The organism is Corynebacterium sp. 11A (genome assembly GCF_008930935.1).
Lineage (GTDB): Bacteria > Actinomycetota > Actinomycetes > Mycobacteriales > Mycobacteriaceae > Corynebacterium > Corynebacterium megadyptis.
Genome location: NZ_PQMR01000013.1, coordinates 55,580 through 77,858 on the forward strand (window position 1 = coordinate 55,580; position 22,279 = coordinate 77,858).

21 protein-coding genes and 1 rRNA gene are annotated in these 22,279 nt (G+C 62.8%); 1 reads left to right on the plus strand and 21 read right to left on the minus strand.

From position 1 onward, the window contains the following. Window positions 1-562: 562 nt before the first annotated feature. Complete coding sequence (locus GBB18_RS09295; protein ID WP_151641482.1) at window positions 563-1,441, minus strand: hypothetical protein; 879 nt, start codon at window positions 1,439-1,441, stop codon at window positions 563-565. Window positions 1,442-1,827: 386 nt separating this feature from the next. Here GBB18_RS09295 and GBB18_RS09300 point away from each other — a divergent pair, with 386 nt between their 5' ends. Next, the gene (locus tag GBB18_RS09300) at window positions 1,828-2,664 is read left to right on the plus strand and encodes a PASTA domain-containing protein (protein ID WP_151641483.1); all 837 of its coding nucleotides are present in this window, start codon (window positions 1,828-1,830) and stop codon (window positions 2,662-2,664) included. Between the two features lie 91 nt (window positions 2,665-2,755). Here the strand turns inward: GBB18_RS09300 and der are convergent, their stop codons facing one another. The 20 genes from der to rrf all read right to left on the minus strand — a co-directional run. Beyond that, window positions 2,756-4,435, minus strand: a complete 1,680-nt coding sequence (der, locus tag GBB18_RS09305; RefSeq protein WP_151641484.1) for a ribosome biogenesis GTPase Der — start codon at window positions 4,433-4,435, stop codon at window positions 2,756-2,758. Continuing rightward, on the minus strand, window positions 4,432-5,217 hold the full coding sequence (gene cmk / locus GBB18_RS09310; RefSeq protein WP_151641485.1) for a (d)CMP kinase: 786 nt from the start codon (window positions 5,215-5,217) through the stop codon (window positions 4,432-4,434). The genes der and cmk overlap by 4 nt, the downstream gene beginning before the upstream one ends. A gap of 22 nt (window positions 5,218-5,239) precedes the next feature. Further along, on the minus strand, window positions 5,240-6,187 hold the full coding sequence (locus tag GBB18_RS09315; RefSeq protein WP_192796006.1) for a pseudouridine synthase: 948 nt from the start codon (window positions 6,185-6,187) through the stop codon (window positions 5,240-5,242). A 26-nt stretch (window positions 6,188-6,213) separates the two neighbouring features. Continuing rightward, window positions 6,214-6,900 (minus strand): dethiobiotin synthase, encoded by a 687-nt coding sequence (bioD, locus tag GBB18_RS09320; protein ID WP_151548523.1) that lies wholly within the window; start codon window positions 6,898-6,900, stop codon window positions 6,214-6,216. A 109-nt stretch (window positions 6,901-7,009) separates the two neighbouring features. Continuing rightward, on the minus strand, window positions 7,010-8,299 hold the full coding sequence (locus GBB18_RS09325) for an adenosylmethionine--8-amino-7-oxononanoate transaminase (RefSeq protein ID WP_255444723.1): 1,290 nt from the start codon (window positions 8,297-8,299) through the stop codon (window positions 7,010-7,012). Between the two features lie 207 nt (window positions 8,300-8,506). Then, complete coding sequence (locus GBB18_RS09330) at window positions 8,507-9,037, minus strand: SMC-Scp complex subunit ScpB (protein WP_151641498.1); 531 nt, start codon at window positions 9,035-9,037, stop codon at window positions 8,507-8,509. 41 nt (window positions 9,038-9,078) lie between these two features. Continuing rightward, a complete protein-coding gene (locus tag GBB18_RS09335; RefSeq protein ID WP_151641487.1) occupies window positions 9,079-9,903 on the minus strand; it encodes a sulfurtransferase in 825 nt (274 codons plus the stop codon). Between the two features lie 82 nt (window positions 9,904-9,985). Beyond that, window positions 9,986-10,816, minus strand: a complete 831-nt coding sequence (locus GBB18_RS09340; protein ID WP_151641499.1) for a ScpA family protein — start codon at window positions 10,814-10,816, stop codon at window positions 9,986-9,988. 40 nt (window positions 10,817-10,856) lie between these two features. Next, the gene (locus GBB18_RS09345; RefSeq protein WP_151528838.1) at window positions 10,857-11,729 is read right to left on the minus strand and encodes a ParA family protein; all 873 of its coding nucleotides are present in this window, start codon (window positions 11,727-11,729) and stop codon (window positions 10,857-10,859) included. A gap of 173 nt (window positions 11,730-11,902) precedes the next feature. Beyond that, window positions 11,903-12,814: a site-specific tyrosine recombinase XerD gene (gene xerD / locus GBB18_RS09350; protein ID WP_151548520.1), complete on the minus strand. Its 912-nt coding sequence runs from the start codon at window positions 12,812-12,814 to the stop codon at window positions 11,903-11,905. A gap of 6 nt (window positions 12,815-12,820) precedes the next feature. Further along, the gene (locus tag GBB18_RS09355) at window positions 12,821-13,468 is read right to left on the minus strand and encodes an NUDIX hydrolase (RefSeq protein ID WP_151641488.1); all 648 of its coding nucleotides are present in this window, start codon (window positions 13,466-13,468) and stop codon (window positions 12,821-12,823) included. Window positions 13,469-13,564: 96 nt separating this feature from the next. After that, window positions 13,565-14,593, minus strand: a complete 1,029-nt coding sequence (locus GBB18_RS09360) for a copper transporter (protein WP_151641489.1) — start codon at window positions 14,591-14,593, stop codon at window positions 13,565-13,567. Then, window positions 14,594-15,799 carry a putative cytokinetic ring protein SteA gene (gene steA, locus GBB18_RS09365; RefSeq protein ID WP_151641490.1) on the minus strand — a complete coding sequence of 402 codons (1,206 nt, stop codon included), beginning with the start codon at window positions 15,797-15,799 and terminating at the stop codon, window positions 14,594-14,596. It abuts the gene before it with no gap. Between the two features lie 75 nt (window positions 15,800-15,874). Then, the gene (recN, locus tag GBB18_RS09370) at window positions 15,875-17,608 is read right to left on the minus strand and encodes a DNA repair protein RecN (RefSeq protein WP_151641491.1); all 1,734 of its coding nucleotides are present in this window, start codon (window positions 17,606-17,608) and stop codon (window positions 15,875-15,877) included. An 82-nt stretch (window positions 17,609-17,690) separates the two neighbouring features. Further along, window positions 17,691-18,674: an NAD kinase gene (locus tag GBB18_RS09375; protein ID WP_151548515.1), complete on the minus strand. Its 984-nt coding sequence runs from the start codon at window positions 18,672-18,674 to the stop codon at window positions 17,691-17,693. After that, window positions 18,671-19,492, minus strand: a complete 822-nt coding sequence (locus GBB18_RS09380; RefSeq protein WP_151641492.1) for a TlyA family RNA methyltransferase — start codon at window positions 19,490-19,492, stop codon at window positions 18,671-18,673. Before GBB18_RS09380 ends, GBB18_RS09375 begins: the two co-directional genes overlap by 4 nt. Next, window positions 19,492-19,695: a hypothetical protein gene (locus GBB18_RS09385; RefSeq protein WP_151641493.1), complete on the minus strand. Its 204-nt coding sequence runs from the start codon at window positions 19,693-19,695 to the stop codon at window positions 19,492-19,494. The genes GBB18_RS09380 and GBB18_RS09385 overlap by 1 nt, the downstream gene beginning before the upstream one ends. Window positions 19,696-19,698: 3 nt before the next feature. Beyond that, entirely contained in the window at window positions 19,699-20,718 is a 1,020-nt protein-coding gene (locus GBB18_RS09390) for an HAD-IIA family hydrolase (RefSeq protein WP_151641494.1), read from the minus strand. A 116-nt stretch (window positions 20,719-20,834) separates the two neighbouring features. After that, window positions 20,835-22,004: a tetratricopeptide repeat protein gene (locus GBB18_RS09395; RefSeq protein WP_151641495.1), complete on the minus strand. Its 1,170-nt coding sequence runs from the start codon at window positions 22,002-22,004 to the stop codon at window positions 20,835-20,837. A 160-nt stretch (window positions 22,005-22,164) separates the two neighbouring features. Further along, window positions 22,165-22,279 (minus strand): 5S ribosomal RNA (rrf, locus tag GBB18_RS09400); the annotation flags it as partial.

Here is a 22,279-nt window from a genome sequence, read left to right on the forward strand (position 1 = left end):
CGGGGAAGAGGGTACATCACCATGGAGTTTTTAACTTAGACTGGACCTCTCTAAACGCAGTAACTAAACGCCTGAGTCGAACAGCAGACAAGGACGTAACCCACAATATCTAGAATAAGAGGCGCAGGTCCGATAAACCCCTCGTTATATCCCACCGTCCGGATGCGTGAACCGAATTGAAGAGATACTCATTTACAATGAGTCGTTTTACCCGACACTCCATATCTGCCCCGTATTGTCCAGGTAATATCTGGCCTGATCAAGCCCCGACGAGCGCTGTGTTTACCGCTCTAACTCTCTAGGAAATTTATGTTTTACATAGAAATACGTGAGAGAAAACCGTCAGCTAAGATACCGCAGTCGGGCTGGCAATACCCAATCGTACTTCCGAAGGTTTTAGAAGTTTTTCCAACTTCAGCCTCTACAATGTAACAAACCGAGGGGGCGACCAGTCGCTAGGAAAACCTCTCATCTCTACATACTGCCTAATACTGATGAAGTGAGACATTGAATGATCCGCAGCCCACTAAGCGGCCTTATATATAGCGTCTCTACCCACCATTTAGTTCTCGAAAACAAACTCCGTTTGATGCTGGTCTCTAGTGCGTGGACGCTTCAATCCATTACCTCTTGCTAGTACAAGGATAAATTCTGCAAAAATCATATAGGTCAACGCTTGTGCACGAGTTTGTCCAATGAACTTGAACCGAACTTGTTGAAATAATTCAGGGTTCGCAGCAAGTCGCTGAAACTCCTTTTGCTTGCGATCGCGATGTATGTAGCCACCGTAAAACATGATAGAGATAATCTCTTCCGGCGAGTAGCCACAAATGGTGGCATCCAGCAATTTTTCCGGATAGCTTGGATCCAGCTCTTTCTGAAAAAAATATTCAAAATTTTTGGAGTTCAATGACTTGACCGCACTTTGGATTGGCACCAAATATTGCGATTTAATCTGCTCTACATGCTCGGGAGTCTGTTCGTGGACTAACTTTTGAACCCGGTTCGCACAAGTTCGATAATTTCCCCCAGGCTCGCTATTTGAATGTATTTTCCGAAACGACAAGCAGAGATTACGCATATCTTGATCCGATATGTTGGAATATTTGCGCGAAGCCTTGTTGTAAGAACTTTTCCAGACGGAAGACCAGCCATCCCAAAGAGGGTCGAATTGCGCGACGGCAGAACATCGATCAATATAATCTTGGAAAAGAACTCTGTCTTCGGCAGACAGGTCAATTTTGTACCGCATCCCATGCACATAGTCGCCTAGATTAAATGATACGACAAGGCCCCGAAAGGTAAGTAGAACATTGGACGGGTCTTTCATAACACGGCGAAATGGAATCTTTTTGAGGTCCATTGTTCTATATTCCTCGACCTGCCTTTCTTCGAGTTCGTGACGGTTAACATTTAGAACAGTTTCGGCGTCTGAAGTCACTATTGGCTCTTCCATTTTTTCGATCTTGTATTTTTATTGAAACGCTGTTAGTCTATCCTAGCGAGCCTATCCGATGAGGTCGCAGTGGATATTATCGACTGATAGTTTAAGCACCTAGGTTCAACGTCCTCAACTGCGTTTATCCTGAAATAGGTTCAAATCCTGTCAGTCCGACTCTTCAGAGGCCGCAGGCCGGACATCGTCCGGTCTGCGGTTTTTTCCTTGCCACAGCCGCGCCGGCCGTGCCCGCAGGGAATGCAGCGCTCTTCGCGGCGGGCAGGTGCTTGGTAGATATTGGCGTATCCCACTACCCTTGAGACGATGGCTTCGAGCCTAATGACAGCGATGTGCCGCCGATAGAGCCTCGGCGCGTGCGGAAAGGACAGATGATGACCGACGATCGCCACCGAGACTCGTGGAAGGACTACGACGACGAGCCCACTCGCTTCATTCCGCGCGACACCTCGCCCCAAGGGCGCGGGGATTCCTATGGCCACTACGACGATGCCGAGGACTTCGCCACGAGCGAGTATCGTGGCGCACCGGGTGAGCCGCCGCGCACCGATCAGACACAGTATCTCGGCCCGCAGGGCGGCCAGCAGCAGCCTGCTGGGGAGCGCCCGCGCCAGTACTACGCACCGCTGGAGGAGGAGCCTGGTTATTCCCAGGGCCAGCCGCAGGGACACCCCCCAGCCCAGCCGCAGGCAGCCGCCTATCCTCCGCCGAATTATGTGCCGCCGCAGGAGGAGAAAAAGTCCTCTTCCCTGCCGTGGGTGATCGCGGTGCTCGCCCTAGTCGTGCTGGCCGTGGTGTTGGGCATGTTTGCCTTCGGCGGCGATAAGGACTCCGCAACCGAGTCCACTACCCCGCCACCGCCAGAGACCGTCACCGAGACCGTCGAACCGGAGGCCCCCGCCCCCACCGAGGATCCCGAGGTGCAGCAGCGCCTAGAGGAAGAAACTAACCGCCTGCGCGAATCTGTCGAATCGCTCACCTCTGAGGTACAGGCCCCCGCCGCAGAAATTCCGGATGTACTCGACGATAACGGCGTAGTGGCTGTGGCTCAGCTCAAGGCGCGCGGCTTCTCCGATGTCCGCACCGTCGATGCCAACGGCGCCGAGATCAGCGGCACGGATCTGCTCACCGGCACGGTCACGCGGGTGGATCCGCCCGTCGCCACCGAGACGGATAAGGCCACACCGATCACCTTGGTCATCGAGTAGCTCCTTCTAGCTCGCAGCAGCAGACAACGATGCCCCTCAACCACAGGAAGTTGAGGGGCATTCGTGCGTCGATAAGCGTGCTAGGAGCGTATTAGCGCTTCCGCTTTTCGCGCACGCGCACGGCGATGCGCACCGGCGAGCCCTCGAAACCGAAGGACTCGCGGAACTTGCGCTCCAGGTAGCGGCGATAGCCGGCATCGAGGAAGCCGGTGGTAAACAGCACGATCACGGGCGGACGGGTGGAGGCTTGGGTGGCGAAGAGCACGCGCGGCAGACGGCCAGCCTTCATCGGCGGCGGGTTCTGGGCAATGGTTTCTCGCACCCAGTTATTGAGCTTGCCTGTAGAAATACGCGTGTCCCAGCTCTCCAGCGCCTCGATGAGCATGGGCTCGATCTTCTGCAGGGCACGCCCCGTTTTCGCGGAGATGTTCACGCGCCGCGCCCACGGCACATGCGCGAGTTTCTCCTCGATATCACGCTCCAGCAGATCCCGCTGGTCCTCGTCCATCAGATCCCACTTGTTATAGGCGATCACCAGGGCTTTACCGGATTCGATCACCATGCCGAGCACGCGCTGATCTTGCTCCGTGATCGGCTGCGAGGAATCGACCAAGAGCACGCACACCTCGGCGGAGTCGATGGCGTTTTTGGTGCGCAAAGAGGCGTAGAACTCGTGGCCGCGGGCATGCTTGACCTTCTTACGCAAACCCGCGGTATCCACGAACTTCCATAACTGATTATCCAGCTGCACCAAGGAATCCACCGGGTCCACAGTGGTGCCCGCAACATTGTCCACCACCGCGCGGTCCTGGCCGGTGAGCTTGTTCAGCAGCGAGGATTTACCTACATTCGGCTTGCCCACCAGCGCCACGCGACGCGGCCCCGAGGTAATAGAGGCCGCCTTGGGCGTGTCGGGGAATAGCCGCACGACCTCGTCGAGCACATCGGCGCCGCCGCGACCATGCAGAGCAGATACCGGGTAGGGATCCCCGAGACCGAGCGCATAGAACTCCGCCATCTCGGCGTATTGGCCATCCGATTCAAACTTATTGGCCACCACCAGCACCGGCACATCGGCGCGGTGCAGCTTGCGGGCCATCACTGCGTCCGCATCGGTGATACCCACCGTGGTATCGACCACGAACAGGATGATGTCGGCCTCGGCCATGGCGTTTTCTGCCTGGCGGGCGATGGCGGCATGCATGCCCTTGGCGTCTGGGGCCCAGCCGCCGGTATCTTGCACCCAGTAGCGGCGACCATTCCATTCCGCGAGATAGCTCACGCGATCGCGGGTCACACCAGGAAAGTCCTCCACCACGGCGGCACGGCGACCCAAAAAGCGGTTCGTCAGCGTGGACTTGCCCACATTGGGCCGGCCCACAATCGCCACAGTGCACAGCTGTTCTTCCACGATCTCTGGGGAGGTGATCCCCAACGCGGCCTCGAGCTCCGCCCACTCTTCTTCGGTGCGGGGGCCATCAGGGCCAAAGCGTGGATCGTTTTCATCCACGGGCCCCTCGACCTCGAGGTCCTCAAGATCCTCGGTGCCATAGCCTGATGCGTAGTAGACCTCGCCAAAGTCGGCTTCGCCGAAATCGTCTTCATCAAAGTCGGAGGCGCCATACCCCTCGCCTGGGGCGAGCACATCCTCTTCGGTGAAGGCCTCATCGGCGGGCAGTTCGCCGCCATCAGCTACGGCGTAGACGAACTCGGTGTCGCGATCGAGATCATCGTGGGTCTCGCTGTCTCCAGCGCTGCCAGTGGTGCTCATGATCGCCTCCTCTCGGTGGTGGTATCGGTGGTGCTTGTCGACGCCGTTTCCGTGCCCTCGGACGCAGAGCCGGTGTCAGTGGCGATGGCGGAGTCTTCGACCAAGGCCATCAAGGTGTCGAGGACCTCTTCGAAGCTCATGTCTGAGGTATCGATGATGGTCGCGTCCTCGGCCGGCTTCAGCGGCGATGCGGCGCGAGAAGAATCGGCCTGGTCGCGGCGTTTTACATCGGCCAGCACGTCCTCAAAATAGCCACCGCGGCCCTCCTTGCGGTTTTGCTTATGGCGCCTTTCGGCACGCACCTCGGGGCTGGCGGTCAAATAGGCCTTCACGGGTGCGTCCGGAAGCACCACGGTACCGATATCGCGGCCTTCTACTACGCAGCGCCCTGCGGAGGCGGCCAAGGTGCGCTGTAGGCGCACGAGGTTCTCGCGCACCTGCGGGATCGCGGACACCGCAGAGACAGCCTTGGTCACCTCGGGCCCACGGATCTCCTGCGACACGTCCTTGCCATTGAGCAGTACCTCGGTGGACTCAGGATCGTCATTGACTGCCAGCGGCAGGTGCACGGTTGCCTCAACAACGGCAGCGGTGTCATCGGGTTTGATGGAGCGCCGCAACACGTGCAAGGTGGCGACGCGATACATCGCACCGGTATCGAGGTACTTGGCGCACAGCCGAGTGGCCAAGGCGCGGGAGGCGCTGGATTTGCCGGTACCGGACGGGCCATCGATGGCCACGATCAGGCCGCCTGCGGGCTTATTAGCAATGCTGCATTTCATAGTTGGTCACACGCCCCTTGGTCTAGAGCTCCACAGCCTTGTAGAGGCTGCGCAGCTCGGAGTCGTTCAACGCCCTCAGCGAGCCCGGAGTCTGCTCGCCCAGCTGCACGGTGTGCAGCTTGGTGCGCACCAATCGCTGGACGGGATAGCCGGCCTCTTTGAGCATGCGGCGCACAATGTGCTTGCGCCCCTCGTGCAGGTCCAAGCGCACCAGGGAGCGACCTTGGTTGGCATCAATGATGCTCACCTTGTCTGCCTTCGCGATGCCGTCCTCGAGCTCGATGCCCTCGCGCAGCTGCCGGATGAGCTTCCGGTCGGCCTCGCCGAGCACATTGGCCACATAGGTCTTCGATACCTCATAGCGCGGGTGCATGAGCCGGTTCGCCAACTCGCCGTCGTTGGTCAGCAGCAGCAGACCCTCGGTGTCGGCGTCGAGGCGACCGACATGGAAGAGCCGTTGTCCGGCGGAAAGCTTCTCCCCCACGATGTCGCCCACGCAGGGCCGACCCATGTCATCGCTCATGGTGGACTGCATGCCGCGGGGCTTATTGAGTACGAAGTACTGCAGGTTCTCATCGATACGCACGCGCACCCCATCGACGCGCACCACCGAGTTATTCGGATCGATGCGCACCCCCTGTGTGGTGATGATACGGCCATTGACCTCGACGCGCCCCTCATCAATGAGACGCTCGGACATGCGCCGCGAGGCCACGCCGGCCTGGGCAAGCACCTTTTGCAAACGCACGCCCTCGCCCTTGTCGTGGGAGGGGTTGGCGGTAATGTCCTCGGGACTGACGTGCTGGTGTCGCGCCGGCTTCGCCTGCGAGACGTAGATGGAGCTGCCGCGCTGGGCGCGCTGCTCGGGCTGCTCGATGGAATTCGGTTGAGCCGACTCGGCACTATGAGACGAACGCGAGCGGAAGCCCTTGTTGTCCGGTGTGCCATCTCGGCGAGCGGAAGATGTCATGTATGCTCCTAAAACTTGCGGTGCAATTATCGACCGCCCAGTGTATCACCGCAGCCGGTCAAATGAGCTATCAGAGTGCGCGCGGCAGTCTCATCGTCCAGCCGCGCCTGTCCCTGCGGCACACTCGCCACATAGGGCGTGGACGTGACTACACTAAATTCCTCGAGATTGAGCCGGGTCGCAAGATCTGGCTCCGGTGGCACACTGCCGCCGATCAATCCCGCCACCGTGATTCCGCGGGCCCGGGCCGCTTCCACACTGAGCTCTGCGAGGTTGAGCGAGCCCAACCCCACCGAGGTGACCACCACGAGCGGCGCCTTTAGGCGAGCGGCCACATCGGCAATAGTCCACTCGTCGGCAATCCGCACCAGCAGCCCGCCGGCACCTTCGACGAGCACCAACCGACCCGGGCCATCGAGTTCCGCGATCTGCTGCACGGTGGGCTCCAGCTCCAGCTGTTCCATGCCGGCGCGCCGGGCCGAGATATTGGGGGCAAGCGGCTCGGGATAGCGGGCATATTCCACCACCCGCTCCACCGCTGAGCAGAGTGCCTGCACGGTGGCGAGATCCCCCTGCCCCTCCGGCTCTCCGGTTTGGGCGGGTTTCACCACGGTGACTTCTAGGCCCATATCGCTGGCAACGGCCGCCAGCGCGGCGGTGGCATAGGTTTTCCCCACATCAGTATTGGTTCCGGTGATCACAACAATGGCCATGGTGGGCGGCTCCTTCGCGGACGTGCGGCACGGCGTGCCGCAAGGTAAATACGGTGCTCAGAGGTGCTGGCGCGCTACTGAGTTGGCGGCTGAGGCGACGCGGGCAGAGTTAGTTCTGCAGTGCCGCTGCGGCCGCACTACGCAGCGCCTGGGTAATGCTGGCGATGTGTTCGCTGCTGGAAATAAAGGGCGGCATGGCATAGATGAGCCGGCCGAAAGGCCGCAGCCACACGCCCTCCGCTAGAGCGGCGGCGGTGGTGGCCTCCATGTCTACCGCCTTCTCCATTTCCACCACGGCAATAGCGCCGAGCACCCGCACATCCGCCACGCCGGGATGATCGGCGAGCCCCTCGAGCCCCTCCGTGAGCTCAGCTTCGATCCGCGGCACACTCTCTCGCCAATAGCCCGAGGCGATCAGCTCCACGCTGGCTCCGGCCACGGCGCAGGCCAGCGGGTTGCCCATGAAGGTGGGGCCGTGCATGAGGGCGCCGCCGCCGGCGGGACTGGAAATAGCCGCCGCCACCTCCGAGGTGGTCAGCGCGGCTGCGAGCGTCATAAACCCGCCGCTCAGGGCCTTGCCCACGCACATAATATCGGGGGTGATACCGGCGCCGCTGGTGGCGAATAGCTCGCCTGTACGGCCAAAACCGGTGGCGATCTCATCGGCAATGAGCACCAGATCATGGCGATCACACAGCCGGCGGAGTCCGGCCACGAGGGCGGGATCATGAAAGCGCATGCCGCCGGCGCCTTGTACCACGGGCTCGATGATGATCGCCGCCGTGGTTGCGTCGATATGCTCCTCCATCTGGCGCAGATAGCGTTCGCTCTCGGCTGGGTCGCAGCCACGCACCGGCGGCGGGGGCGCGAAGCGCTGGGTAGCAAGCACACCCTGCCACAGCGAGTGCATCCCGCCCTCGGGATCGCACACGCTCATCGCGCCGAAGGTATCGCCGTGATAGCCGGAGCGCCAGGTGAGCAGGCCGGTGCGCTCAGGGTGTCCCTGACCGCGCTGATACTGCAGCGCCATTTTGATCGCGACCTCCACCGAAACAGAGCCGGAATCCGCGAAAAACACTTTGTCTAGTCCCGCCGGGGTGAGATCTACGAGCTGCTCGGCGAGATCGATTGCTGGGGCGTGCGTGAGACCGCCAAACATCACATGCGGCATGGTGTCGATCTGCCGTTGGGCGGCGGACACTAAGGCCGGGTGGCGGTGCCCATGGCAGGCCGCCCACCAGGAACTCATTCCGTCAATCACTCGGATGCCACCATCGAGCTCAAGGTAGACGCCTTCGGCGGCGCTGACGAGTCGGCTCGGCATGGCCGAGGGCATGGGGCCATAGGGATGCCAGACGTGGCGGCGATCGAAGTCGAGAAGATCCGTGCTGCTACGCAGTCGGCTCTGTGCCGCGGCGGGCTGATGCGTAGTATCCGGGGCTGCGGATGGGGCGCTGGTGTTATGCAACTGGTGAACCACGCCCTTTAGGCTACACCCCTTCACCATGGGCTTTGGCCATTACCGGCGGACTTTTACAGCAGCACTTGGACGTTGTTTAATTCCGCCCATTACACCGCATTTGAACGGCGTTTAGGTTTTATCTTCTCAGAACTGTTCCTCAATGGATTCCACGTCCGGAAGCAGTGGCGCCAAGGAGGGCAAGGCCCCGAGATCCTCGATTCCGAGAGTCTCGAGGAAGAGCTGCGTGGTCTCATAGCGATGCGCGCCCGTGCTCGGCTCGGGCGGATCGACCTCGCGGATTAATCCCCGCTGCGCCAAGGTGCGCATCACGCCGTCAACGTTCACCCCGCGCACCGCGGCCACCTGGGCGCGGGTCACCGGCTGGCGATAGGCCACCACAGCCAACGTCTCCAAGGCGGCGCGGGTGAGCTTCGTTTTCTCCCCATCGAGCACGAAACGCTCCACGCTATCGGCGTAGTCGGATCGGGTATAGAGCCGCCAGCAGTCCTCACTTTCGCGCAGATCGAAGCCGCTGCCACGGGCATCAAATTCCGCGGCCATGGCGCGCAGCTCCTGCTCCACCAACGCTGGGGTGGTCTCCAGCACGCGGGCGAGCTGCGCCGTGGACACGGGCGCATCGATCACCAACATGATGGCCTCGAGACGCGCCCGCATCCCGCTGACGGGTGCTGGGTAGGTGGTGTCCTGCTCTGTCACTAGGGCGCTACCGGCTTGTTATTGGCTGGATTTCCCCACTCGGACCAGGAACCGTCATAGACCTTGACATTCTCCGCGCCCGCCTCGGTGGCGGCCAGCGCCAGCACACAGGCGGTCACACCCGAGCCGCAGCTCATGATGAGCTCCTCATCGGCGGCACGCTCACCAAAGCGCTCCTTGAGCACAGCGGCGTCGCGAAGCTGCTGGTTATCGTCGAGAAGCGAGCTAAAGGGAATATTGATCGACCCTGGCATGTGGCCAGAGGCCAGCCCCTCCCGCGGTTCCGGCTCGGTGCCGTCGAAGCGACCGGCGCTGCGGGCATCGAACACGGGCCGGCCGGCGGCGAGAGCGTCCTCCACCTCATCCATGTCCACGAGCAGGTTCCGCTCGGTGGTGTCGAGCTCAGCCGCCTCGCTCCTGGTCCACTCCAGCGCCTGCTCGCGCGAGATCTCCTCGGTACTGAATCCAGCGGCAGTCCATGCCGGCAGACCACCATCGAGAACCTTCACATCGTCGATGCCTGCCTGGCGGGCCAGCCACCAGATACGCGGGGCCACCATGATGCCGTGCCGGTCATAGACCACCACCGTGGTATCGGCGCGCACCCCAGCCTGGGCGAAAACGCGCGCCAGATCGGCGGGAGCGGTATGCGGACGCGGATCACTGGTATCAGAAAACTCGGTCTCAATATCGGCCAGCTTAGAGCCAGGAATCACGGTATAGCTATCGCGCGGGCGTCCCATCGCCGCGAGAAGCACCACGATGCTCTCTGGATTCTCATTCAGGCGCTCGGCCAACCATGTCGGAGATACTACTGCGTTCATGTCACCCAACTATAGGCATCGGAGCGGACACCGGTGCCGGCGAGTGCCCCCGCGGCATAACCGCAGACGCGCCGAGGCGGGATTAGGACCAGTTGGCGGAGGCCACCACGGCGGGGTCCACATCTTTGCCGGTCCACGCCACCCGCAACTCTCCCAGCGCTTCTTCTTGCTCCACCTGAACCGCATGGGCCTTATAGAGCTCCAGGAGGGCAAGGAAACGGCCGACGATCTCCATACTCACCCCGCAGTCTTTGGTCAGCGCGGCAAAGCTGGCCCATTGGGATGCGCCCATGAATTTCAGCAGGCCCAGCAGTTTACCGGCCTGTTCCGGCACGGATACCGGCTGGAAGTGCAGATGCGAGGTGGAAACCTCCTCGGGCGGGCGGGGGCGAAAAACGCCCGCGGCGAGCTGCGCGAAACCCTGGGCGTCCATGCCCAGGTGCACCGGCGGCAGCAGCTCGGCGAAGCGCTCCTCTAAGGCCACGGCCCGGGGATAGCGACGCTGGGCGCTGCGCTGCCACTCTGCAAAGAGATCGGCCACCTTCTTGTAGGCGCGGTATTGCAGCAGGCGAGCAAAGAGCAGATCGCGCATCTCGAGAACCTCGGCGTCCTCGATGTCCTCGTCTCCTGAGTGCGGTAGCAGGCGCGCCGCCTTCAAGCTCAGCAAGGTGGAGGCGATGAGCACAAACTCGGTAGTTTCATCGAGTCGGTCGTGCATCTCGCCGAGCTGTTTGGTGTAGGAGATGAATTCGTCGGTGACTTCGCTGAGGGCGATCTCGGTGATCTCGAGGGTGCGGCGATTGATCAGATGCAGCAGGAGATCGAAAGGCCCGGTGAAATTGTGCAGGCTGAGCTGAAAGCCGGGAATTTCCGGCTGCGAGGACGCCTCGATCGCCTCTTGGGATTGCCGCAGGGTCGCCCTGCCTGCGGCACGGGAGGTGGAGCTGGCGGCGCTAGATTTCGCTGCGCTCAATGACTTCCTTCGCCAGCTCACGATATTGCTGCGATCCTTGGGAGCTGGGCGCCCACATGATGATGGGCTCGCCCGCCACCGAGGTTTCGGGGAAACGCACCGTGCGGGTGATCACGGTGTCAAAGACCTGATCCTCGAACACCTCGATCACCCGTGACATCACCTCGCGAGCGTGTGAGGTACGGCGGTCGAACATGGTCACCAAAATGCCGGTGATCTCCAAATCGAAGTTCAAGCGGTCGCGCACCTTCTCCACGGTGTCCGTCAGCAGCGCCAGTCCGCGCAGCGAGAAGTACTCGCATTCCATGGGGATGATCACCCCATGCGAGGCCGCCAAAGCGTTCACCGTGAGCAAGCCCAAGGACGGCTGGCAGTCTAGGATGATGAAGTCATAATCCTTGCGCACCGGCCGCAGCGCGCGCCCCAAAGTGTGCTCGCGCCCCACCTCATTAACCAGCTGAATCTCGGCCGCCGATAGATCGATATTGGCGGGCACCAGATCCAGACCTGGCATGGCGGTGCTATGAATCGCGTTCAGGATCGACGAGCGGGAGTCCAGCATGACGTCATAAATGGTCAGATCCAGCTCATCATGGGCGATACCCAAGCCTGCGGTCAGCGCGCCCTGCGGATCGAGATCCACCAGCAGCACCTTGCGCCCCAGCTCCGCGAGGCAGGCGCCGAGGTTGATCGTGGAGGTGGTCTTGCCTACTCCGCCCTTCTGGTTCACCATCGAAATGATGTGCGCTGGACCATGACGATCCACCGGCGCCGGTTCGGGCAGCGTGCGCAGGGGTCGGCCCGTCAAGCCGTACTCGTCCTCTGGCTTGTCGAACAATCCCTGCTCTCCCACGATCAACCCTTCTTCCTTGACTATCTCGCCCGCTGGTTCGCGGCGCGCCCCACACGCGAGATCACTCGAATCACATCAGAGTTCTTTACCCATAGATTACACGGGCGGCAGCGCTTCACCCTACGCTTATCGACGGCGCGTTGCACAGCACCCTTAAGTCAAGGTTTTATGCTTTACTTTTCCCTTGCGCGGGGATGTGCCGCCGCCCAAGACTCGCGCAGGGCATCCGCCGAAATATGAGTATAAATCTGCGTGGTCGTCACAGACGAGTGCCCCAGCAGCTCTTGCACCACGCGCACATCAGCGCCGCCCTCGATCAAGTGGGTGGCATAGCTATGCCGCAGGGTGTGCGGGGAGATCGACTCCGTGATACCGGCCCGCGCCGCAGCCCGCTTCACCAGCGCCCACGCGGACTGTCGCGACAAGGGCCCGCCGCGCAGGTTGAGAAAGAGGTGATGATCGCCCTTGGTGTTCAACGCCGGCCGCGCCCGCACCATATAGGCCGCCACTGCCCTATGGGCGGCACCGCCGACGGGAACGACGCGATGTTTATCACCTTTGCCTTTGAGCAGGAGTGCCCCTTCTTCGATCCCGGAGATGTCGTCGACACGCAAAGACACCACCTCAGAAATACGCGCGCCGGTGCCATAGAGCAGCTCGAGAACCGCCAGATCGCGCAAGTCTACCGCCGAGGCGTGCTCCCCCTGCGGCACCGCATCGAGCATGGCTGTCACCTGCGCCACGCTGAGCGTATCCGGCAGGTGCTGCGGTGGGCTCGGCGGCGTAACCTCCTTGGCCACATTGGCCGCCACCGCGTTCTCCTCGAGGGCGAAGGCGTGCATCCCGCGCACCACCGAGAGCGCTCGCGCCGCCGAGCGCACTGACAACCCACCGCGGCGAATATCGCTTAAGAATGTTTCCACCATGCTGGCATCCACGGCGGCGAGATCCCGCACTCCCTGCACGTCCAGCCATGAAAGATAACGCAGGACATCGCGGCGATAGTTCGAGAGCGTATTGGCGCTAAGACCGCGCTCCACGCGCAGGTGCACGAGCCAGCGCTCGGCAAGAGAATCGGGAGTCACAACCAGCTACACCCGCTTCAGGTCTCCATCGCCCCACAGCGCAGCACGCCGGGCCGCCAAACGAGTCGGGCGCAGCTCAAAGGGGGTGTCCACGCTACGCAGCACGCCCTCATGCTCTGCTGCGTAGTAGGCAGCCATAATTCCGGAAATCGCGATGGAATTGACGATCTCCCCGCGCAGGACCGCGGCGGCGGCCTTCTCCAATGGCACCCATTCGAGGGTCATATCTGCTTCCTCATCCACCGCCTCAGGCCGCGGCACCTCTGTGAGATCGCGTGCCAAGAAGATACGAATAGCCTCTTCGCAAAAGCCCGGCGAGGAGACGACGTCGCACAGCACATGCCAGCGTGTGGCGCCCAAGCCCGCCTCCTCCTGGAGTTCCCGCTGGGCGCAGCGCAGGGCCGGCTCCTCGGCCACATCGAGCAGCCCAGCCGGTAGCTCCCACAACCGCTGCTGCACCGAATGACGGTACTGGCGCACCATCGCGATCTCACCGGAGTCGCGCTGTGCCACCACCGCCACAGCACCGAAGTGCTCGATGATCTCCCTCTTCGCCGAGCTACCCCCAGGCATCGTGACCGTGTCGCGACGCAGCGCCAGAATGGGCGACTCGTTGAGAATCTCGGAATCTTCGACGGTGAATTCGTGGCTCATGGTGAGGGTTCTTTCTGGGTGGGGGCCAAATACGTGTGGCGGGCTGAATGCTACTACGCATCAGCCCGCCAGTTCTCAATTCTGCCGCGACTGGGCCTATTCGGCGTTGTCCTCGGCGGCGTCGCCGGTGGCGTCAACAACCTCGCCATCGACAGGTGTATTACTGCTCGGCGGATGCGCAGCCTCGGCGTTCGGAGCGGCTCCATAGGCACCGCTGCCGCCGTCGATTTGCTGCTTCACGGCCAGCACCACGCTCATGCGGGCATAGGCGCGGTTGATGGAATCCACGGTGCTCACGCCCTCGGCGGCCTCGGGGTTGGCGCGCACGATGCCCAAGGGGCCATTCTCGGCCGCCGCGGAGTAGCGCCCGGCCAACACGGTGGGGCTATCGCGACCGTCCATGGCCTCCGCAAAATCAGCGAGGTTTTTCGCGGTCTTGGCCACGTCACCGGCGTTGTCACTATCGCCGGTGTTCTCATAATCACCGCTGAGAATCACCACGGCCGCGGCCGGGGACAGACTTCCCTCGTCATAGTCGAGGTAGCCGGCTTCCTTTAGCGCGCCGAGCAGGGCATCGCGGTCCGCATCCGAGGCCCGGCTTTTTTCACTATCGGGCTTGCGGAGCAGCGCCTGGGCGAGGGCCTCGCCGGCGTGATAGCCGGAGTCGAGGCGCTCCTCGGAGAGCTGGGCCCCCGCCGGCAAGGTGGCGGTGACGATGGACTTCAGCTTGTCCGCGCCAGCGGGGCTGAAGAAGGTCTCGTCGAGCGTGATGGAGCCGGCGCTGCTGGCACCGGCCTTAGTCAAGAGATCGTTGATCACGTCGAAGTCTTCGCCGACCGTGTCGTGGGTGCGCAGCACCAGCACGGGGGTGTCGTTGAGGGTTCCTTGGACCACGGCCTCGGCGACATTGCGGGCCACGGAGTCCGCGGCATCCGCCTGCGCGGCGGCGATCTCGGACTGAGATTCGAGCGCGTCGAGCTTCTTAGAGCTCTCGCTCTTTAGCATGCCGACGCTGTCTCCCGGCAAGTTCGGGGCCAGGGCATAGGTGCCAAAGAGCACGCCAGCTGCCACGCCGAAGGCGGCGCCAGCAATGGCAATGGAGGCTGATCCGGATGTTGTACCCATCTAGTTAAACCATCCCTTCACAAGGTCCTGCACAGCGAGAGCGAAGCTATTCCAGGTGTCCACGAGGTTCTGGGTGAAACTAGCATCGCCGCTGGTGCCGGTAATAACCACGATGACGGCGAGAGCAACAAGGATGCCGAGCAATGCCCACATCCACCCGAGCGAGGCACTGGAACGCACGGTGTAGAGATCGGCCACAGCGTGGCCATCGACGAGCTTATTGCCCACCTTGGCGCGGGTGAGCAGGCCCGAGGGGGTGGCTGTCTCGGCGTTGGCGAACATGTGCTGTAAGTCGAAGACGGCGCCGACGTTCACGATCAGCGAGGCGCCGTGATAATCGGCGAGCAGCAGCGCGAGATCCGTCGCGGACTCGGTGGCTGCTGGGAAGGTCATCGCGCCCACCCCGAGGTCTTGGATGCGCTCCAACCCGGCCGCATAGCCATCTGGGTCGGCCGGCAGAATCACCAGCGCCCCCGAGCGGAGAGCGTCCGCGCCGATCGTGGTGGGGTTACCGACGATGATATCGGGGGTATAGCCATCCTCGACGAAAGTATCCGCGGCGGCATTAACGCCGATGAGCACGGGGCTGTATTCGCGAATGAAGTTGCGCAGGCGCTTCAGCTCTTCGCGATGGCCCCGCCCCGGGCTGAGCACCACAACCTTGCGGTCTTTGAGATCGGAATCGATATCGGGGATGCCGATACCATCGATGAGCAGCGGCGACTCGGAGCGAATGAACTCAGTGGTATTGCCAAAATAGGCTTCCATATTATCCACCAGGGTCTGCTGCGCTTCACCGAAGCGGCTCAACGCCTCGTCTGCGGTGAGCACGTCGCCGGAGCCGATAAGGCTGCTGCCGTGGAAGAACTCGCCCTCGTCGGTGAGACGGGCTTTTTTGCCGTTCTTCAGCGTCGACCACGCCTCGGCACCGAGCCCTTCGACCAGCATGATGCCCTCATCCGCCATTAGCTGCGGCCCAAAGTTAGGCATAGCGCCGGTGGAGAACTGGGCGATATTCACCACGGCCGCCGGGCGGGCGTCGATAAGCCGTTGCGCCTGCGCACGGGTGATATCCGGGGCGTCTACGACGGCAATATCGCCTTCCGATAGTTTCTTCCATCCGCGACCCCGTGCCGTGCAGTCGCGGGCAGTGGCGTGCACACCTGGGAGGTCATCGCTCTTCGAGAACAGACTCATGCCCGCCATTGTGCAAGTTCTCGGCGCTGAAGTGGGTGAGGCGCGCGGACGCGCTGCACAAATCCCCTCCGCTGCGATATTTTCTTAGCCGCGAAGAAAGCCCTCTTTGTCCCGCGCCGCGGTGGCGAGTAGCTCCGTGGCGTGGGCCTTACCGGTTTCGGTGTCATCCAATCCGGCCAACATGCGCGCCAGCTCCTCGACGCGGCGTTCCCCCGTGAGATCCTCCACGGCCGAGGTCACAGAAGAATCGGAGACATCCTTCGATACGTGCAGGTGTTGATCCGCATAGGCGGCCACCTGCGGCAAGTGCGTCACCACAATCACCTGATTGCGCTGGGCGAGTCGCGCCAGCCGGCGTCCGATCTCCACGGCGGCGCGCCCGCCAACCCCGGCATCCACCTCGTCGAATACTAAGGTGGTGGAGCTTTGAGATTGAGCCACCACCACTTCGAGGGCGAGCATCACACGGGAGAGCTCACCGCCGGATGCCGCATTCGCGATAGGTTGGGGGCTGGCCCCGGGGTGGGCGGCAAGGCGAAATTCCACGGTCTCTGCGCCGTAGGGTGTCGGTGCGCATGCCTCGAGGGAGACCACAAACTCCGCCTTGGGCATGGCGAGTCCCCGGATTTCCGCGGTCACGTCCTGTTCCAAGGCGGTGGCGGCTCGGGCACGGGCGGCGCTGAGCTTCTTCGCGGCGGCAGTAAGTTTCTTCTCCGCGCGCGCGACCTTCTTTTTCAACTCTTCCAGCGCCTCCGGCGAGGTATCAATGCTGGCCAACTTGGCTTCTGCTTTGGTTTTCCACGCCAGCACCCCGGTGATATCGGGGGCGTATTTGCGGGTGAGGGATTTCAGATCCTGCTGCCGCTGCAGGGACTCCTCCAGCGCCTGCGGGTCCGAGGGCAGGGTGGAAAGAAACATGCCGAGCTCGCCGCTGATCTCGCCCAGCTGGCTGGTGAGTTCTTCTAAACGCTCGGCCAGCTGGGAAAGATCCGGGTCATCGGATCCGGCGAGCGCGCCGCTGGCTTCCCCGAGCAGGTCGGAGGCCGAGGCCTGCTCATCGAAGCCGCCATCGCCTAATGCCTCCATGCCGTCGAGGGCAACAAGGGCGTTCTGCGCCTGCTCCCGCAGGGTGTCGACGTCCTGCAGCCGGCGGATCATGGCCTGCAGCTCGGTATCTTCCCCGGGTTGGGGATCCACAGTGCTGATCTCGTTAATGGCGAACTGGAGACGATCGACTTCCTGGGCCATCTCACGGCGCGAGGCGGTGCGCTGGGCAAGATCGCGCGCCAGGTTGCGCCAGGTGGTGTAGCACTCGGTGTATGTAGCGAGCAGGGGCGCGATGGCCTCGTCGCTGCGATCCAGGGCGGCGCGCTGGTGCTCGGGGCTGACCAGGCGCAGCTGATCGTTTTGACCGTGAATGGTCAGCATCTCCCCCGCGAAGTGTTTAAGGGTCGCGGCCGGCACCGAGCGTCCGCCCAGATGCGCCCGCGAGCGGCCGGTGGACTTGATTACGCGGGTGGCGATGAACTCCTCATTTTCATCGCGCGCACCCCCTGCTTCGCTCACGATCTCTTCCACCGTGGCGCACTGGGTGCTGGCCATGCCGGCGGTGGAAAAGCGGCCCTCCACGGCGGCTTCACTGGCTCCACTGCGCACCCTGGAGGCGTCAGCGCGGTCGCCGGCGAGCATGCGCAGACCAAAGACCACCATCGTCTTACCCGCGCCGGTTTCGCCGGTGAGCACGCTTAATCCCCCCGAGAATTCGACACTCTCCGAGGGGATTACGCCTACGTTGTTGATCGCCAGTTCAGCAAGCATGCCTTAAAGCGTAGCGGAAGCGGGGTTCAGCTGTGCGTTGAGGATGCGCCCGCGAGCGCCAGTTGGCAGGAAGACGGCGTCGTCACGCTGTAGCGTGCGGATTATTGGCGGCCGAGGGGCCGCGCCAGCCCTCCACGGGAAGACGGAATTTGGTCACGAGACGATCGGCGAAGGGCTTGCAGTCGAGCCGCACCCAGCGCACTGGGGTGGCAGCCTTGTTGATCTCGATGCGTGAACCCGGCGGCATGGCTACTTGGCGGAAACCATCCATCACTGCCTGGGCGGGGAAGGTCGTGGACACCGATTCCACCGCCACCTGCGAATCCGGGCTGACCACTAGCGGTTTAGCGAAGAGCGCGTGGGCGTTATTGGGCACCACCAAGATCGCATCGAGTTCCGGCCACAGCACCGGTCCTCCCGCGGAAAAGGCATAGGCGGTGGAGCCGGTGGGGGTGGACACGAGCACGCCATCGCAGCCGAAGGAGCTCACGGGGCGGCCATCCACTTCGAGGATCGCATCCAGCACTCCCCGACTGTTGAGGCTTTCCACGCTCACTTCATTCAGCGCCCAGCTCCGCCCAGCCACCTCGTTATTCGGCCCCCGCACCACCGCTTCGATGGTCATGCGGTCTTCCACCTCATAATCACGGGCCACCACCCGCTCGATAGCTAGGTCGAGCGAATCGGAGTCCCATTCGGCGAGGAAGCCCACATGGCCGAGGTTGATGCCGAGCACCGGCAGGTCCGCGGAATAGGCTAGGTCGGCACCACGGAGGAAGGTGCCATCGCCGCCGAGCACGAGCACCATCTCCACGCCCTCGGTGGCCGAGACATCGTGGCCGAATTGCTTGAGCCGAGAAAAGATGGGGTGACTGTCTAAGGGCGCTGCCTGCGGATCGACAGATACCCGTACCTCGATGCCGGCGTCGACAAGCAATTCTGCGGCGCGCGCGGCGGCCTCCACATTCGAGCTGCGTCCGGTGTGTGGCACCAGCAAAACGCTGCGCGTGGTGTGTTCCTGGGCCGCGGCGGGGTGCGCGGGGGTGTCAGGTGCCGTGTTGCTCATTGGGGTCCCTCCTCGATGGCGTGACGAACCATCGCGTCAATGCGTGCGGCGGCAGGCTGGCTCGCGCCGCCATCCTTGATCAACCACAGGAAATACTCTACGTTGCCGGCGGGGCCGGGCAGGCCACTGGCCACGACTCCGCGCACACTGAGCCCCAACTGGGCGGCGGCGTCGATGACATCGCGCACCACCTCCTGACGCAGCTGCGCTGAGCGCACCACGCCACCGGCGCCGATACGATCTTTGCCCACCTCGAATTGGGGCTTGACCATCGGCAGCAGCTCCGCCCCATCGCGCAGGCAAGAGACGATAGCCGGCAGCACCAGCTTTAAGGAGATGAAGGAAAGATCGCCCACCATCATGTCGGCCTGCCCGCCGAGCATCTCCGGGGTGAGATGCCGAATATTGGTGCGGTCAAGCACATGCACCCGCGCATCGTTTTGCAGCCGCCACACCAGCTGGCCATAGCCGACATCCACGGCGTGGACCTGCGCCGCCCCCTGCTGGAGGCACACATCGGTGAACCCGCCGGTCGAGGCGCCGGCATCGATGATCTGCTTGTCGGTGAGGCTGAGGCCTTCCTTGCGGAAGGCCTCGAGCGCGCTGAGTAGCTTGTGCGCCCCGCGGGAGGCCCACTGATCGGAGTCGGCCTGCTGCACCTTGATGGAGATATCCCCAGTCACTTGGGTAGCTGGCTTGGTGGCCAGCATGCCCGCCACCATCACCCTTTTTTCGCGGATCATCTGCTGGGCTTGTTCCCGCGACCGGGCGATCTTGCGCTTCACCAGCTCCTGATCGAGCCGTCTGCGTCCACTCACTAGGATCCTTCTACTTTTCTTTCCAAGGCCTGATGCACCAATTCATGGGCCTGCGCCAGCACGCGCGCCTCCTCCGCCGCATCGGCGGTCGGCTGCTCTAAGAGCGCAGTCACCTCTTCTTTGAGCTTATCGACGTCGCCCTCTCCCTTGCCGCTCTGAACGGCATAGAGATCACCGGGGGTGGGCATGGACTGTAGCGCCACCGTCTACCACCACTGCGCGACGGCGCGCTCGGCCGCATCGGAGGTGGTGCGCACCGCGGCGGCGGTGAGCGCATGAGAGTCCTCGCTGTCGCTCCACACGGCACCGAGTGCGGCGCGGAGTGCCTCGAAGGCGGCATCGTCGTAATCGATGGCCGTGCCACCGATAGTCAGCTCGCCGCGGGCGGCGTCAAAGGTGGCAGTGAAATTGCCGTGGCTATCGCTGTGGAAGGGATCCACGGCGTCGGCAGCAAGATCCAGCGCCCTCATGTCTGCGGCCACATAGGTAGCGCGTTCTGCGACCGGGGCGTTAAGCACGTCCCAGCAGCCGCTGACGCCGGTGAGCACATGCAGGCTCGGCATTCCTGCGGCCACGCTTCCAGCGATATCGGTGTTCAAGCGATCGCCGATAGACAGCGGCCGGCGGGCGCCGGCGCGGTGCGCTGCCGCGAGGAACATGGTGGGCCCTGGTTTGCCCGCGGACTGCGGGGTGACGCCGGTGGCCGTGGCCACGGCCGCCACCATGGAGCCATTGCCCACGTGCAGGCCACGTTCCATGGGCAGGGTGGTATCCAGGTTAGAGGCGAAATAGCGTGCCCCTCGCCCAATGGCGAGGGCGGCCTCGGAGAGCTCCGCCCACCCGGTGGCGGGGCTGTGGCCGTGCAGCACTGCGGCCGGGCGATCATCGGCGGAGTCGACGACCTCGAAGCCCGCATCGCGGGTGAGTTCTTTGAAGGAGTCCGCGCCGAGCACATACACCTGTGCCCCAGTCTCGACTTCCTTGGCGAGCATCGCCACGGCGGCTTGGGCGGAGGTAAGTACATCACCAGGGCTCACCGTTAAGCCTAGGGAGCTAAGCTGCTGGGCGACGACCTCAGGGGCGCGAGAGGCATTATTGGTCACGTATTGGCAGTTCATATCTGCCGCTGTGATGGATTCCACGGCGTGCTCGATAGGATCGCCGCCGGCGTAGACCGTTCCATCGAGGTCGAAGATCAGCAGGTCAAAATTCTTGCTCAGGCACATGGCACATCATTCTACCCACCGCGCAGCGTGGCACCGAGAGCCCCTGCATAGCGCAGCCACCACCCACGTTGGTGCGGGTGGTGGCGGACACGGGGATCTCGGGTATGTGGCCTCGTTTAGCCGAGCTCGGCGAGGCGGGCGCGGGCGTCGAGAAGCTCCTCGTGGTCTTCGGAGATGGCCTTTTCAAACCACTTCTTTGCCTCGCCGCTGCGGCCGGCATCGATGAGGGCATCGGCATAGGCGTAGTGCAGGCGGGCGGCGCTCAAGTCCGGCTCGATATCCTCTAGGCCGAAGCGTTCCAGCTCGAGCACGGCGGCGTCGAATTGCTGCAAATCTCGCCGAGCGCCGGCGATCACGATCGCGAGTTCGGCTTTATCGGACTTGCTCATACCGGAGGTGGATTCTTCGCGGGCGATCTCGATTGCCTTTTCCGGGCGCCCGAGGCCGCGCTCGCAGTCCGCCATCACCGCGAGAAGACCAGGCCCGCCGCTCATGCGACGCGCGGCGCGCAGCTCGGAGAGGGCTTCCTTCCACTCACCAGCGTGATAGGCGGCGATACCTGCAGTTTCGCGCACCACAGCGACGCGACCGCCGCGGTCCTTGGCGGCACGGGCGTGAGCGAGGGCCTTCACGGGGTCCTCTGCCATGAAGGCGGCAGCAGCAACCATGTGGGCGCCGACGCGCTCAGCGTTGTCCTTTGACAAGCTCCGCAGGTCCTGGCGAACAGAGGGGTCGAGGTCCTTCCAGTTAATATCTTCCGGAATGGCCGGCTCGTTCTGGCGGGCGCGCTCTTTTTCATTGCGGAAGTTGGCGCGGGTTCCGCCGCTGCGATAGCCCGGAGTGCGGTTGCGGCCGCCGCGCTGTGCGTGGCCGCGAGAACCACCCCGCGGGCCGTCGTTGCGGCGATTGCGACGATCAGAGTCGCGGTCCTGCCCCCCTCGGCGTTCGCCGCCGTGGTAGCCGCGATCATCGCGGTCGCGGCGCTGTCCGTTATGGCGGCGCTCTTCGTTATCGCCCCGCTCATAGCGCTCTCGCCTATCACCGCCACGGTAGCCACGTTCATCACGACCGCGGTGGTCACGGCGATCTCGGCGGTCATCGCGCTGGCGGCGATCTCCTCGCTCCTCCCAGCGGCGACCATCTCGGTCTTTGTAGCCGCGGTGCTCACGGTCACCCCGCGAGCGTCCCTGGGATCCGCGGTTGCCGCCGCCGCTGTGCTTATGGCCGTGGTCGCGGCGTTGGGAGTGGGAGGAGTTATCGCGGTGGCGTCCGTCGTTGTCTGCCATGGGAGGTTGTGACACCCTTTCTTGGGCTCTGTGGTCGTGCTCTATGGGCTCTAGATTAGAGCAGTTCTGGCTTGGGCATGCAAAAAAGGATGTGATAGGTAAGCAGAGAATACTCCTTCTTACCTATCACATCCTTACTATGTTGCACTGTGAAGTTTTAGGTCGGCGGTGACTTACTCTCCCACACCCTCCCGGGTGCAGTACCATCAGCGCTGTCGGGCTTAGCTTCCGGGTTCGGAATGGGACCGGGCGTGTCCCCGATGCTATAACCACCG